This window comes from Rhizobium sp. C104, assembly GCF_022354505.1.
Taxonomy (GTDB): Bacteria; Pseudomonadota; Alphaproteobacteria; order Rhizobiales; family Rhizobiaceae; genus Rhizobium; species Rhizobium redzepovicii.
Genome location: NZ_CP092355.1, coordinates 350,109 through 363,789 on the forward strand (window position 1 = coordinate 350,109; position 13,681 = coordinate 363,789).

At 61.6% G+C, this 13,681-nt stretch carries 11 protein-coding genes and 2 pseudogenes; 3 read left to right on the forward strand and 10 right to left on the reverse strand.

The genetic code is table 11. The features are described from left to right. Positions 1 to 22: 22 nt before the first annotated feature. From MF410_RS36275 to MF410_RS36305, 7 genes and pseudogenes are all read right to left on the reverse strand, one after another. Positions 23 to 361 carry a hypothetical protein gene (locus tag MF410_RS36275; RefSeq protein WP_012555586.1) on the reverse strand — a complete coding sequence of 113 codons (339 nt, stop codon included), beginning with the start codon at positions 359 to 361 and terminating at the stop codon, positions 23 to 25. Positions 362 to 449: 88 nt separating this feature from the next. Then, positions 450 to 1,547: a substrate-binding domain-containing protein gene (locus MF410_RS36280; RefSeq protein WP_183780084.1), complete on the reverse strand. Its 1,098-nt coding sequence runs from the start codon at positions 1,545 to 1,547 to the stop codon at positions 450 to 452. A 49-nt stretch (positions 1,548 to 1,596) separates the two neighbouring features. Continuing rightward, positions 1,597 to 2,637, reverse strand: coding sequence for an ABC transporter permease (locus MF410_RS36285; protein ID WP_131711187.1), 1,041 nt, complete (start codon positions 2,635 to 2,637; stop codon positions 1,597 to 1,599). Between the two features lie 18 nt (positions 2,638 to 2,655). Beyond that, complete coding sequence (locus MF410_RS36290; RefSeq protein ID WP_183780086.1) at positions 2,656 to 4,152, reverse strand: sugar ABC transporter ATP-binding protein; 1,497 nt, start codon at positions 4,150 to 4,152, stop codon at positions 2,656 to 2,658. A 108-nt stretch (positions 4,153 to 4,260) separates the two neighbouring features. Then, a complete protein-coding gene (locus MF410_RS36295) occupies positions 4,261 to 5,154 on the reverse strand; it encodes an NAD(P)-dependent oxidoreductase (protein WP_239621365.1) in 894 nt (297 codons plus the stop codon). Continuing rightward, the gene (locus MF410_RS36300; protein WP_183780093.1) at positions 5,144 to 5,701 is read right to left on the reverse strand and encodes a gluconokinase; all 558 of its coding nucleotides are present in this window, start codon (positions 5,699 to 5,701) and stop codon (positions 5,144 to 5,146) included. The genes MF410_RS36295 and MF410_RS36300 overlap by 11 nt, the downstream gene beginning before the upstream one ends. A 13-nt stretch (positions 5,702 to 5,714) precedes the next feature. After that, positions 5,715 to 6,480 (reverse strand): annotated as a pseudogene (locus tag MF410_RS36305) (SDR family oxidoreductase). A 135-nt stretch (positions 6,481 to 6,615) separates the two neighbouring features. Between MF410_RS36305 and MF410_RS36310 the strand changes: the two are divergent. Both MF410_RS36310 and MF410_RS36315 read left to right on the forward strand, forming a co-directional pair. Continuing rightward, complete coding sequence (locus MF410_RS36310; protein ID WP_097626171.1) at positions 6,616 to 7,557, forward strand: 2-hydroxyacid dehydrogenase; 942 nt, start codon at positions 6,616 to 6,618, stop codon at positions 7,555 to 7,557. A 10-nt stretch (positions 7,558 to 7,567) separates the two neighbouring features. Then, on the forward strand, positions 7,568 to 8,599 hold the full coding sequence (locus MF410_RS36315; protein WP_222148876.1) for an L-idonate 5-dehydrogenase: 1,032 nt from the start codon (positions 7,568 to 7,570) through the stop codon (positions 8,597 to 8,599). Between the two features lie 12 nt (positions 8,600 to 8,611). Here MF410_RS36315 and MF410_RS36320 read toward each other — a convergent pair whose 3' ends face one another. Continuing rightward, entirely contained in the window at positions 8,612 to 9,682 is a 1,071-nt protein-coding gene (locus tag MF410_RS36320; protein WP_097626330.1) for a LacI family DNA-binding transcriptional regulator, read from the reverse strand. A 180-nt stretch (positions 9,683 to 9,862) separates the two neighbouring features. Here MF410_RS36320 and MF410_RS36325 point away from each other — a divergent pair, with 180 nt between their 5' ends. Next, positions 9,863 to 10,789, forward strand: coding sequence for an SMP-30/gluconolactonase/LRE family protein (locus MF410_RS36325; RefSeq protein WP_222148875.1), 927 nt, complete (start codon positions 9,863 to 9,865; stop codon positions 10,787 to 10,789). Between the two features lie 184 nt (positions 10,790 to 10,973). On the opposite strand, the pseudogene MF410_RS36330 reads toward MF410_RS36325, so the two are convergent. Together MF410_RS36330 and MF410_RS36335 are read right to left on the reverse strand one after the other, a co-directional pair. Beyond that, positions 10,974 to 13,069, reverse strand: a pseudogene (locus tag MF410_RS36330) (VWA domain-containing protein). Continuing rightward, on the reverse strand, positions 13,069 to 13,593 hold the full coding sequence (locus tag MF410_RS36335) for an RNA polymerase sigma factor (protein WP_222148873.1): 525 nt from the start codon (positions 13,591 to 13,593) through the stop codon (positions 13,069 to 13,071). The pseudogene MF410_RS36330 and the gene MF410_RS36335 overlap by 1 nt, the downstream one beginning before the upstream one ends. Positions 13,594 to 13,681 lie beyond the last annotated feature (88 nt).

The following is a 13,681-nucleotide window of genomic DNA, read 5'->3' on the forward strand; positions in this document are numbered from 1 at the left end:
CGGCAGATGTCAATCGCTGACGTCAGGCAGCGGCCGGCGGGTATTCGTTGGCCTGGAATACGTGATGATGCACCTTGCCGGTGAAGAGTTGCAGGAGTTCGCCGGTAACTTCACGGCTCTCGAAGCGCACATCGGAACTTAGCGCTGCGCTCACCGCATCCATATCGGGATAACGGATCGCCAAGGCCATGGCATAGACCGGGGCGCCTTCATCGCGCTCCATCCCGTCCAAGACCCGAACTTCCTCGGCGCCTGGAAATTTCGTCCATAGAGGAACGAGCCGCTCCCTGACAAAAGCGCGGAATTCCTCTTCTCTGCCGGGATGGATTTCGCCTTCAAACAAAGCATAACGGATGATCATAGGTTCTCTTTTCCAAAACTCGCCGGAGCCGGATCGATATGATGGGGGAAAGTGAGGGCGTATCGATCGATACGCCCTGATTGGAGGCTTATTTGCCCCAGATTTTCTTATACTGATCGCGATAGCCGTTATCGGGATCGAAGCTATTCTTCGGTCCGCCGTCGAACTCGACGTTCGCGCTGGTCACCACATGCAGCGGCGACACATAGCCCGACCACGGGGCGCCGGCGAAAGCGCGGTTCAGCTCATCGACGAGCTGCCAGCCCTGGAGGTTGAGCGGTTCGGCGACCGTGACGGCCTGGAACTGCTTGGCGCGGATACGCTGATAGGCGCTCTCCGAACCGTCGCCGGCTGCAACGTTTACCGGCTTCCCGTCGCCGGCGATGCCGGCTGAGGCAAGCGACGGTCCCATGAAGTCGTAGTAGAGGTCGTTGATCGCCAGAGAATGCGTCCACTTGGCGCCGTACTTCTGCAGCAGCGACGTGGTCAGCTGCGGCATGCGCTGGGAGGTTTCGGCGATCGGCGTGTCCACATATTCCAGCACGGTACCGCCGAGATCCTCGATCTCTTTCTTCATGCGGTCGGCCTTGGCAATTGCAATTGCATAGGTCGAGTCGGTGAAGATGATGACGCCCGGTTTGCCGCCGGCGTCGACGAAGGCCCAATCCGCCGCCGACTTCGAGACTTCCATCGCATCGGTGGTGACGTTGGCGAAAACGCCGACTTCGGGAACCGGACCGACGGCCGAGGCGGCATGCCAGGAAACCATCGGAATGCCGGCCGCCTTTGCCGCTTCCATCGCCGGCTTCTGCTCGACCGCGTCGAAGCCGTTGATGATGATGCCGTCGGGCTTCAGCGCCATGGCCTGGCCGAAGGCAGCCGTCCGTCCGCCGATCGAGCCGGCGCCGTCAAGCGCCTTGACCGTCCAGCCCAGGGCGCCTGCCGCTTCCTGAACGCCGTTGACCACGCCGAGAATGCCGCCGTTCTTCATATCGCCAGCAAGAATGACGATGTTCTTTCCGCTAGCAGCCTTGGGGCCGCTCGTCGGGCCATCCCATGCGCTCACCTTGGAAGCATACTTGTCGACCACGGCCTTGGCGTCGGCCATGGAATCGGCCATTGCCGGCATGCTGAGCATAATGGCGACGGTTGCGACCGTTGCCTGCAATAAAGTCCTGCGCTTCATGTTCACTCCTCCATTTTGTTTGTTGTGGAATGCCGGTGAGCCGGCATCCTCATTTGGATGCGGGTGTGATCCTCCTCACAGCTCCGCGCTTGCGCTGGGCATAACCTGCAATGCCGATGGCAATCAGCAGGGTCACGCCGTTGAACAGCGGTTCGACGAAGAACGAGCCGCCGAATTGCTGAATTCCCGATATGCCGACTGCCAGGATGATGACGCCGATCAAAGTGCCCCAGACGTTCACCCGGCCTGGCTTGATCGTCGTCGATCCGAGAAATGCGCCGACCAGCGCCGGCAGCAGATATTCAAGACCGACGCTTGCCTGGCCGATGCGAAGCTTCGAGGCGAGAAGGACCCCGGTCAGAGCAGCCAGCAGGCCGGAGGTCACGAATGCGCCGATCACGAACTTGCGGACCGGAATGCCATTGAGGGCCGCAGCCTTGGGATTGGCGCCGATCGCGTAAAGGTACCGGCCGATCGGCAGGTATTCGAGCACGACCCACATGCAGATGGCGATCAAGAGCACATAAAAGCCGGTGATCGGCAGGCCGAACAGCATGGTACCGTTCAGCGCATAAAAACCTTCAGGCAGTACACCGACCACCTGCCGCCCGCCGGTGTGCCAAAGGGCAAGCGCGTAAAGAACCGTGCCGGTACCGAGCGTGGCGATGAAGCTGTCGATCTTGGCGACCTCGACCAGCAGGCCGTTGATGAAACCGGTGAGGACGCCGAGCGCGAGAACGATGAGGACGGCGACCGGCCAGGGCAGGCCGTAGGCCGTCTGCAGGCTGATGGCGAGAATGTGCCAGAGCACGATGCCGTAGCCGACCGTCAGATCGATGCGGCCCGATGCCATCGGGATCATTGCGGCCAGCGACAGAAGCGCGATGATCGCCTTGTCGGAGACGATCGAGCGAACGTTCAGCACGGTCGGGAACGTATCCGGCAGAAGGATCGAGAAGATTACGATCAGGCCGACGGTCAGGATCACCAGCCCGTAAACCGGGATCAGGCGGCCGATCTTCTGGCCGGTGGACAGGCCGGCCATTTCGCTCTTGGTCGGCTCCAGTGCGGTGGATTCAATGGATTGCATGGCTGTTCTCCCGATGGCTCAAGCGGCTTCCGACGCCGAAGCGGCCGTGATGACCGCCTCCGTAGTCAGAGCGCTTCCGCTCAGTTCGCTGACGATTTTTCCGCGCGAGAAAACCAGCGCGCGGTGGCAGATATGGGCGATTTCCTCGAAATCCGTCGAGACCACGACGACCGCGAGACCGGCTTCCAGCGCCTGGGTGATCAGGCGGTAGATTTCCGCACGCGCGCCGATGTCGACGCCGGCGGTCGGGTCTTCCGCAACCAGCAGCTTGCGCCCGGTCGCCAGCCAGCGGCCGACGACCACTTTCTGCTGGTTGCCGCCCGACAGCGCCTCCACCGGCAGATCCGGATCGTTCGGCCTGAGGCCGACGGAATGGCCGATCGCATGGGCAAGATCGGCTTCGCCACGCGGCGACAGGAAGGAGAAAATCCCGCGTCCGACGGCGCCCGGATTGAGATAGGTATTTTCCCGAATTGACAGCGAGAGCGCGACGGATTCCTCCGTCCGGTCACGGGCGATCAGACCGATCCCTGACGCCATGGCCTGCCGCGGGCTGGAAAGATCAGGGGCCAGGCCATGCAGCAGAACCGAGCCGTTGAAGGGCTCGCAGCCGAACAGCGCCCGGCCGATGCGTTCCTGACCGGCGCCGCGCAATCCAACCAGCCCGAGCAGCTCACCCTCGCGGATATCGAAGGATATCGGGCTCGTGCCGGTGCAGACGAGATCGCGAACCTCGACGATCGCCTTGCCGGGCTTGATCTCGGCCTTGGAAAAGAGGCTGTCACTGCTGCGGCCGATGATCATCGTCACCAGTTCGTCGGGGGTGGTCTCGCTGACCGGCTTCTGTCCCACCATGCATCCGTCGCGCAGCACGGCGACGCGATCGGCAATGCGGAAAATCTCGTCCAGCCTGTGGGAAACGTAGATCATGCCGACGCCCCGCTCCTTCAGGGGGCGGATCGCATTGAACAGCCGGTCGACTTCGTCGGCGGGAAGGCTTGCGGTCGGCTCGTCGAGCACCAGAACGTCGGCCTCGACGGCAAGCGCGCGGGCAATGGCGACAAGCGATTTTTCGGTGCGCGACAGGGCCGAGACCCGCGTTGTCGGATCGAAGTCGCAGCCGACCAGTTTCAGGGCCTCCTTGGCGCGCGCCTGTGTCCTGTTCCAATCGATCACGCCGCGACGCATCGAGAAACCCTGTGACAGGCCCATATTCTCGCCGACCGTCATCCACTCGATCAGACCGAGATCCTGGTGGATGAAGGCGACCGGTTGGCGCTCGTTCGGCTTCGGCGGACGATGATGGTAGCTCTGGCCGCGGAAAAGGATGTCGCCATTATCCGGCCTGTAAATGCCGGCGAGGGTCTTGATCAGCGTCGATTTGCCGGCGCCGTTTTCGCCCAGCAGCGCCAGGATTTCGCCCTCGCGCAGATCGATCGAGACGTCACGCAACGCCTGCGTGCCGCCGAAGCTTTTGGTGATCGATTGGAACTCCAGCAGTCTCTTGGCTTCCACTGTGGCTCCTCCCAAAGCTGCGGTTGTCATTGGCTGTATGTTATCGATAACATTCATGCATGGTCAAGCGGAAAGATGACAATCTCGAATTTCGAATGAAGATTGCCGTCAGCCGGCCTGAAGCCCGTCGAGAAGGCGCATCATCTCGGCCAAGTCCTTCGGCCCAAGCCCGGCCGCACAGAGCAGTCGGTGAATTTCGACCACCGCCCCGGTCATCGGCAATGGCGTCTTCGTCTTCAGCGCGAAAGCCTGAAGCGAATCCAGGTCCTTCAGCATGTTGTCGATTCTTCCTGTCGGGGAGAAATCGCGGGCGGAGAATTTTGCCATGAATTCCTGCAATATCCGGCTGTCCGCCCTGCCGCCGGCAAGGGCTGCCGGAATGGCTGAGGGATCGACGCCGCCGGCTTCAGCGAGCTTGACGGCTTCAGCGACGGCCTGGAACAGCACGGCGCAAAACAGCTGATTGATCAGCTTGGTGGTCTGCCCGGCGCCGGATTGGCCCATCAGCGTATAATTGGCGGCAAGATGCCGCATCACCACGCGGGCCCGTTCGAAATCCTCAGGGCTGCCGCCGGCCATGATCGTCAGCTTTCCGCCAAGCGCGCCTGGCACGCCGCCGGACAACGGGCAATCCACCCATGCCATGCCCGTTTCCGCACGCAGCCGCTTCGCCATGTCGACCGTCTCGGCGGGATCGATGGAGGACATGTCGATCAGCAGCTTGTCGGCGCTTGCCGCCGCCGCTACCCCCTTCTCGCCGAAGACGACGGCACGCACGATGTTGGCGTGATTGAGGCTGAGCACGCAGAATTCCGACGCCGAGACCGCATTCTCCACGGAACTCGCCGCGTGGGCACCCTTGGCCGTGAGTGCCGCGACCTTTTCGGCATCGAGATCGAAGACCGACACTTTGTGCCCGGTTTCGATCAGTCGCGTGACGATCGCCGTTCCCATGATACCCGCGCCGATGACGGCGACGTCTGCTCTATAGTCATCCTGCATGATTATCTCCTCCCTTGACCGCCACGCCGCTCAGCCCTTTGCAAGCCAGCGCCATAATATCCTCCAACGCATTCTCGACCGCCACCGTCACCACCCCGGCTTCATCGGTCGGCGGCTCCAGCGTCTGCAACTGGCTGTCAAGCAGCGACGCCGGCATGAAGTGGCCCTGACGGGCCTGCATCCGCGACAGCAACAGATCGCGCGTCCCCTCCAGAAAAACAAAGGCCAAGCGTCCGCCCGCCGCCTGACGCAGCCTGTCCCGATAGGTTTTCTTCAGCGCCGAACAGGAAATTACCAATCCCTGCGACGCCTTTTGCGCGGTGTTAATCTCCTCGCCGATCCGGTCGAGCCAGGGCAGCCTGTCGGCGTCGGTGAGCGGTATGCCTTTCGCCATCTTCTCGACATTGCGAGCCGGGTGGAGTTGGTCGCCTTCCACAAAACGCATGCCGTTTCGAGTCGCGATGCCCGCTCCAACCGAGGACTTGCCGCAACCGCTCACGCCCATGACGACAACGGCCAGAGGCAGCGTTTCTTTTTCGAGTTCCATCGTCGCGTCTCTGTCAGAGGCAGGTCGTGATGCCGCCGTCGACGTACAGCGTGTGGCCGTTGATGAAGGACGACCCGCGGCCCGCCAGGAAAACGGCGGCGCCGACCAATTCTTCGACATTGCCCCAGCGCCCGGCCGGCGTCCGCTTCTCCAGCCAAGACGAGAATTCAGGATTGTCGACGAGCGCCTGGTTGAGCGGCGTCTTGAAATAGCCGGGCGCAATCGCGTTGATCTGCAGGCCGTGCTTGGCCCAGTCGGCGCACATGCCGCGCGTCAGGTTGCGCACCGCACCCTTGGTCGCCGTATCAGGGAGCGATGCCCGGGCGGGCCAGCTCGCTCTGAACCGAGGCAATGTTGATGATCTTGCCCTGACCGCGGGCTATCATGGCTTTGGCGGCTGCCTGGCCGACGTAAAACACGCTCGAAATATTGGTGGTCAGCAGCAGCTCCCATTTGTCCGCCGGGAAATCTTCCAGCGGCGTGCGAAACTGCATGCCGGCATTGTTGATCAGGATGTCGAGCGGGCCGATATCGGCTTCGATCGCATCGATGCCCGCTTTGGCGGCATCCTTGCTGGTCACGTCGAAGATAGCGGCATGGGCAGACAGGCCTTGAGCCTTGAGACTTTCCACTGCGCGTTTGACGCTTTCGGGCGTGCGGCCGTTGATGATGACCTCGGCGCCGTGCTGCGCCAGGCCCTCGGCCAGCGCATAACCGATCCCCTGGCTCGAGCCGGTGATCAAGGCAAGCTGCCCGGTCAGATCAAACAGGTTCTTCATGCAAATAACTCCTCCGGTGTCGCTGCGAATGACGGCTTATACCGCCACTTCAGGTGAAACTCACTTGACATCGCTTCTCTGGATTATATGTTATCGATAACATAATCAACTGCCAAAATGCGGGACGGAGACGGAATGCCTGACGTAGAGATCTTGATGACCGGAGCTTATCCGGAATGGGATATGGTCGATCTGGAGGCGAAGTATCGCGTTCACCGCCTGTGGGAAGCGGCAGACCGGCAGGAACTGATTGCAAGGGTCGGCAAGGATATTCGCGCCATCGCGACGCGTGGTGAACTCGGCGCCTCCGCCGAGCTGATGAAGCAATTGCCGAAGCTGGAGATCGTCTCCTGTTACGGCGTCGGCACCGACGCCATCGACCTCGCCTATGCCCGCGCCAACGGCATTCGCGTCACCAACACGCCTGATGTGCTGACCGAAGATGTCGCCGATATCGCCATCGGACTGCTGCTTGCCACGGCGCGGCAGATCCCGCAGGCCGATGTTTTCGTCCGCGCCGGCCAGTGGGGCAATGTCGCCATGCCGCTGGTGACGCGGGTCGCCGGCAAGAAGGTCGGACTGGCCGGCATGGGGCGGATTGGCAAGGCGATCGCCAAGCGGGCTGCCGCTTTCGGCTGCGACATCTCCTATTTCGCCCGCAATGAGCACACGGATGTTGATTATGCCTACCAGCCGGACCTGGTCGCACTTGCCGATTGGGCCGATTTTCTGATCGTCATCGTCCCCGGCGGGCAGGCGACCATGAAGATCATCAATGCCGAGGTGCTGAAAGCGCTCGGTCCGAACGGCATGTTGATCAATGTTTCTCGCGGAACCACCGTCGATGAAGAGGCGCTGATCGCAGCCCTACAGGACGGCACCATCCAGGCCGCCGGCCTCGACGTCTTTTTGAACGAACCGAAGATCGATGCGCGGTTCCTGACACTCCAGAACGTGGTGTTGCAGCCCCATCACGGCTCCGGTACCGTCGAAACCCGCAAGGCCATGGGCCAGCTGGTCAGAGACAATCTCGCCGCGCATTTCGCCGGCGCAGCACTTCCAACTCCCGTCGTGTGAGGGTTTCGATATGAAAGCCATCGTCATTCATGCCGCCAAGGATCTCAGGATCGAGGAGCGCGAGCCGGAGGTTGCGGGCGAGGGGCAGGTGGAAATCGCCATCGAAGCCGGCGGCATTTGCGGATCCGACCTGCATTATTACAATCATGGCGGCTTCGGCACCGTTCGCCTGCGCGAGCCGATGATCCTCGGCCACGAGATCGCCGGTACAGTCAAGGCGCTGGGTGCCGGTGTGAGCGACCTTGCCGTCGGAGACCGCGTTGCGGTTTCTCCGAGCCGGCCTTGCAATCATTGCCAATATTGCCTGAAGGGGCAGCAGAATCACTGCCTCAACATGCGGTTTTACGGCAGCGCCATGCCGATGCCGCATATTCAGGGCGGCTTTCGCCAGCGGCTGGTGGCGGAGCGCTGGCAATGCCACAAGGTCGCGGAGGGCATTTCCATTCACGAGGCCGCCTTCGCCGAACCCTTTGCCGTGACGCTGCATGCGGCCAGCCGCGCCGGATCGCTGCTGGGTAAACGGGTGCTCGTCACCGGCTGCGGCCCGATCGGGATGCTGGCGATCGTTGCCGCGCGTGTTCTCGGCGCTCGCGAAATCGTCGCGACCGATGTGACCGACAGCGTTCTGGCGATCGCCCGCACCAGCGGCGCGGATCGAACGATCAATGTTGCCACGCATGCCGCCGACCTCGCCGCTTACGGCGCCGACAAGGGATATTTCGACGTCATGTTCGAGGCGTCGGGCAATGAGCGGGCGGTGCGCGCCGGCCTGGAGGCGCTGAAGCCTCGCGCCGTGCTCGTACAGCTGGGCCTCGGCGGCGATGTCTCCATCCCGCAGAACATGATCGTCGCCAAGGAAATCGAGATGCGCGGGACATTCCGCTTTCACGAGGAATTTGCGCTTGCGGTCGAACTGATCAATGCGCGCCGCGTCGATCTGAAACCGCTGCTGACAGGTGTTTTTGCCATCGAAGAGGCCGTCGCCGCCTTCGAATTGGCCAGCGACCGCAGCAAGTCGATGAAAGTGCAGATCGCCTTCTGATATCGGCGCCCATTATTGGGCGCTGCGATCCGTGCTTTCGCGCAGCACGACCCTGTAGCCTGTCAATGTGATCTCGTCGCCGGTCGTCTCGCCGCTGCCCTGCAAGGCATCGAGAAGGCGGGCGGCGGCCTGGCGGCCGATGCCGTAACAGTCGACATTGATGGTGGTGATGCTGGGGTGACAGATCGACGAGATCTCGTAATCGCCGAAGCCGGCTATGGCGATATCTTCAGGCACGCGCATTCCCCGGCGTTTGCATTCCATGATCGCGCCGAAGGCGGACAGGTCGGAGACGCAGAGAACGACTTCGGTATCCGGCCAACGCTCCAACAGGCTGACGATCGCCTGGCCGCCCTGTTCCATGCTGATCGGCGGCACGCCAAAGGAAATCGCCCGCCCCGGTCCCAAACCCAGTTCCTCGACGGTCCTCAGAAAACCGCTTCGTCGCTGGCTGCCGCGCGTATCGCGCGCTGTCGTACCGCCGATATAGCCGAACCTGCGATAGCCCTGGCTCGCAAGCGCTCGCACCAACAGGGACATCGCCTCGCTGTTGGAAAAGCCGACGACATGATTGATCGGCTCTTCCGGAATTTCCCAGGTTTCAACCACCGGAATGCCGGCCTTATCAAGCATGCGCCGCGCCCGGTCGGTATGCGAACCGCCTGTCAGGATGATGCCTTCGGGGCGGCGGCGCAGCATTGCCTCGATCAGCTTTTCTTCTTTCTCGGCGGAATAGTCGGTATAGCCGAGAAGAAGCTGAAGGCCGGTATCTTCCAAGGCATCGGTGATGCCGCGGGCGGTGTCGGAAAAATTCGAATTGTTGATCGAGGGTACCAGCGCCGCGATGAAGCCGCTGCGCCGAGAGGAAAGACTGCCGGCCGACAAGTCGAGCACGTAGCCGAGCGCATCGACGGCTTCCATGATGCGCTTGCGCGTCTCTTCGGAAACGCTCGCATCCTGCCGAAAAGCGCGCGAAACGGTCATGGCAGATACGCCGACATATTTGGCGACTTCAGCCATCGTCAGTTTTTGGGCGTCGCCTCCCTTGAGACGCTTGTCTTTTGGCTCATCCTCGTTTTTCACTGGCTCCGCTTTCAAAACAGCTTCCGAGTTGGGCAACTCAACACACGATAAAGTTATCGCTATCATCGCACAATCGATATTATTGCAGGAATGCCGCGTTCCACAGTTCGCCGATATCTGTACGAAGAGCGAAAAACAAAGCATTATGGTATCGATAACAATTTGAGATGAGGGAGCATCATGTTCGGAGAAATCGAGGGGACTGGGTTCGAGGTTCTCGATCCGCGCTTTGAAAACTGTTTCGTCGGCCATGCCCGCGTCGAGCGGCTTTGGACGGGCGGGCGCTGGCTGGAAGGACCGGCCTGGTTTGCCGCCGGGCGCTATCTGGTCTTCTCGGATATCCCCAACAATCGCATGATGCGCTACGATGATACCAGCGGGCAGACATCGGTCTTCCGCTCACCCAGCAACAACTCGAACGGCAACACGGTCGACAATCAGGGACGGCTGATCACCTGCGAGCATCTGGCGCGCCGTGTCACGCGAACCGATTTCGACGGCGGGATCAGCGTGCTGGCCGATCGCATTGCCGGCAAGCGGCTCAATTCTCCCAACGATGTCACCGTCAAATCCGACGGGACCATCTGGTTCACCGACCCGAGCTACGGCATCCTCCACGATTATGAGGGCGACTATGGCGAGGCGGAAATCGGCGGATGCCACGTCTACCGGCACGACCCGGCAACAGGCGCCACCGACCAGATGACATCGGATTTCGTCAAACCGAACGGGCTGGCTTTCTCCCCGGACGAAACGCTGCTTTATATCGCCGATACCGGGGCATCGCACCTGTCCGGCGGTCCGCGCCATATCAGAAAGCTCGCCGTGTCCGATAACGGCAAGCTGAGCGATCTCGGCATTTTTGCCGAATGCACCGCAGGCTTTTTCGATGGTTTTCGCGTCGATCGAAAGGGAAGGATCTGGACGAGCGCCGGCGACGGTGTGCACTGCTATAATCCAGATGGCACACTGATCGGCAAGATCCATATTCCCGAGATTGTCTCCAACGTCGCTTTCGGCGGCGAGAGATTGAACCGCATCTTCATTACGGCAACCACGTCGCTCTATGCGGTCTATCTCACGGCCAACGGCTCAAGACTGGGATAGAGCGCCCTATCTTCCAACAATAAATCAGCTCGCGACCTGTATTAATGGGTTTCCGTTTCATACTGTGGGCAGATTTAACCATATCGATTATCAGTCCACAGACTGAACAGGGAACTCCTCGTTCCAAACGCTCAGAAGCAGAGGCCGCTTCCCCGGCGGTCTCTGCTCTGCGGTATTCCTCAATTCAGCGTTGGCTGAGGCCGTCAGCCAACCTGATGAGGCCGAGGAAGTCCGACCTGTAGCCGAAGGGATCCGCCCCGCGCGATGCCGCAGCGAGATCGGCAATCGCCTGATAGGGATAGGTGTCGAGGGCGCTGGTGCGGCTCAGTTTCTGGCCGAAGGCGGCGACGGCCACGGAGAAGCGAACGTCCTGCGGCGCGGCGTCGATGGTGGCGACCGCGTTGCCGTCACCGACAGGGGTGGTGATCAGCGCGCTCTTGTCCTCCCCGGCCGCTTATAGCGCATCTTGACGAAAGCAAGCTCGCCGTGATGCGTGCCGTCCGATGCCGCGGCCGGCACCTTGTCGGCTGCGCCATACCTCAGGTCGTCATTCATGACCGCGGGACTTCCCTTGAGGGTGATCTCATAGATCGCCGTGACGCTGTGGCCGGAGCCGATATCGCCGGCATCGACGCGGTCGTTGTTGAAATCCTCGCGGTTGAGGGCGCGTGTCTCGTAGCCGATCAGCCGGTATTCGGCGATCCGTTCCGGGTTGAACTCGACCTGGAACTTGACGTCCTTCGCAATCGGAAACAGCGTCGACCCGGCTTCTTCGACCAAGGTCTTCTGCGCCTCCGCGAGCGTGTCGATATAGGCGGCGCTGCCATTGCCGTTCTGGGCCAGCGTCTGCATCAGGGAATCGTTGAGATTGCCGCGGCCGAAGCCGAGAACGGTCAGGAAGATGCCGTCCTTGCGTTTCTCCTCGATGATGCGCTTCAGATCCTCGTCGCTCGACGGGCCGACATTGAAGTCGCCGTCCGTCGCCAGCATCACCCGGTTGACGCCATCCTTGACGAAGGCCTGTTTGGCAAGATCGTAGGCCGCCTCGATGCCTTCGGCGCCGCCGGTCGAGCCTCCAGCCTCCAGCCTGTCGATTGCCACGAAGATCTTCGATTTCTCCGCTACCCGCGTCGGCTCGAGCACCGTGCCGGCATTGCCGGCATAGGTGACGATCGAGACGGTATCGTCGGCCTTCAGCTTGCTGACCAGAAGACGGAAGGCGCTCTTCAGCAGCGGCAGCTTGTCCGGCTCGTCCATCGAGCCCGAGACGTCGATGAGGAAGACCAGATTGGCATGCGGCGCGGCCGCCGGCGCAATGTCATAGCCCTTGATCGCCACGTGCATCAGTTCCGTATCGTGATTCCACGGTGTCGGCATCACCGTCACGGTCGCCTTGAAAGGTTGATCGGCCTTCTCGGGACCCGGCCAGTCATAGGGGAAATAATTGATCATCTCCTCGACGCGAACCGATTGCGGATCCGGCATCGCCCCGCCGGCCAACGACCGGCGGACGAAGGAATAGGAGGCACTGTCGACATCGGCAGAGAAGGTCGAGACCGGATCGGTCGCGACACTCTTGATCGGATTTGCCGCGGCATTGGCAAAGCGTTCGCGGCTGGGATCGAGCTGAACCTGGACATTCCCTTCCGCCGGCGGGACAGGCGAGGGGGCCGCGGCCATCGGCTCTGCCGACAGCTGGCCCTGAGCAACCACGCCGGGAGCAGCCGGCGCAGCCCGTTTTGCCATGCCAAGTGCCGCGGCGGAATCCTCCGACTTGTTCTTAAGAGTGGCAATCTCGCCGGCATCGAATTCAGCGCGCAGCTCCGCAGCGGACTTTGCGGCCTGAGGTTCCTTGTCCTGCAAGAGTTGAGTGCTATCAGCCGCCGACGATTGAGCCGGCCGATTCTCTTCGGCTGGCGCTTCGGAAAGCCGAGGTTCGGCCGGTTTCGGCATGTCATTTTTGGAAACGGTGCCGGCGATCTTTTCCTGGTCGACGATCGGTTGGTTGCGGGCCAGCTCGAGGGTGAGATAGCCGGCGGTGGGAATGACGAGCAGCGTTGCAAGGGCTGAACCGGCGAGGAATTTCTTATTCACAGCAGAGCTCCATATCCAGTTGATGATGGAGCTTGGACGCCAGCCTTTCGTAATTCCTTGGGCTGCTGCGGCATTATTTTCTGCGTTGTCGAAGGCCTGCATTGCCGCGGCAAGGGCGCGTGCACGCGCCTCCGGATCGGTTGCCGGCGGGGTGAGGCGGGAGAGCTTCTCGAGTTCCTTGTCCATTATACCTCTTCCTTGCCGAGCATGGCCTTCAGCCGCTTGCGCGCCTCGTGGACCTGCCAGGACACGGTCGTTTCCGAGCAGCCCATGACATCGGCGGCAGCCGAATGGCTGAGGCCTTCGCCATAGACGAGCAGCACGGCGTCGCATTGGCGTTCCGGCAAAGCGCGCACGGCCGCCCATAATTCGCTCGACAGCTCGTCGTCGTTCCCGCCCGGTGCATCCGGCTGCGGTTCGGAGGCGTAAGCGCGGAATGTCTGCTCGTCCCGTACAAGTTTGCGTCTATGGTCGCGGGCGGCATTGAGCGTCAGCGTATAGAGCCATGTCCTGAAGCGGCTGGCGCCGTGAAAGCCGCGGATGGCCGCGCCGAGCTTGACGCAGACCTCCTGGGCGATGTCGTCGGCGTCGGCGGAACTGCCCGACCATCGCCATGCCGTCGCGTGGACGAAATCATAATGGCGCGAGACCAGTTGCCCGAAGGCCTCCCGGTCGCCGCCCTGCGCTCGTTCTATGAGCTCCGCATCCAATGCGCACCTACCCCCAAGCTATCAAGCAAGATGCTATTTCGGGATTGAGACGTTTCTCCAGTGGCTTTCCTTGGGTCGACGACGAAAA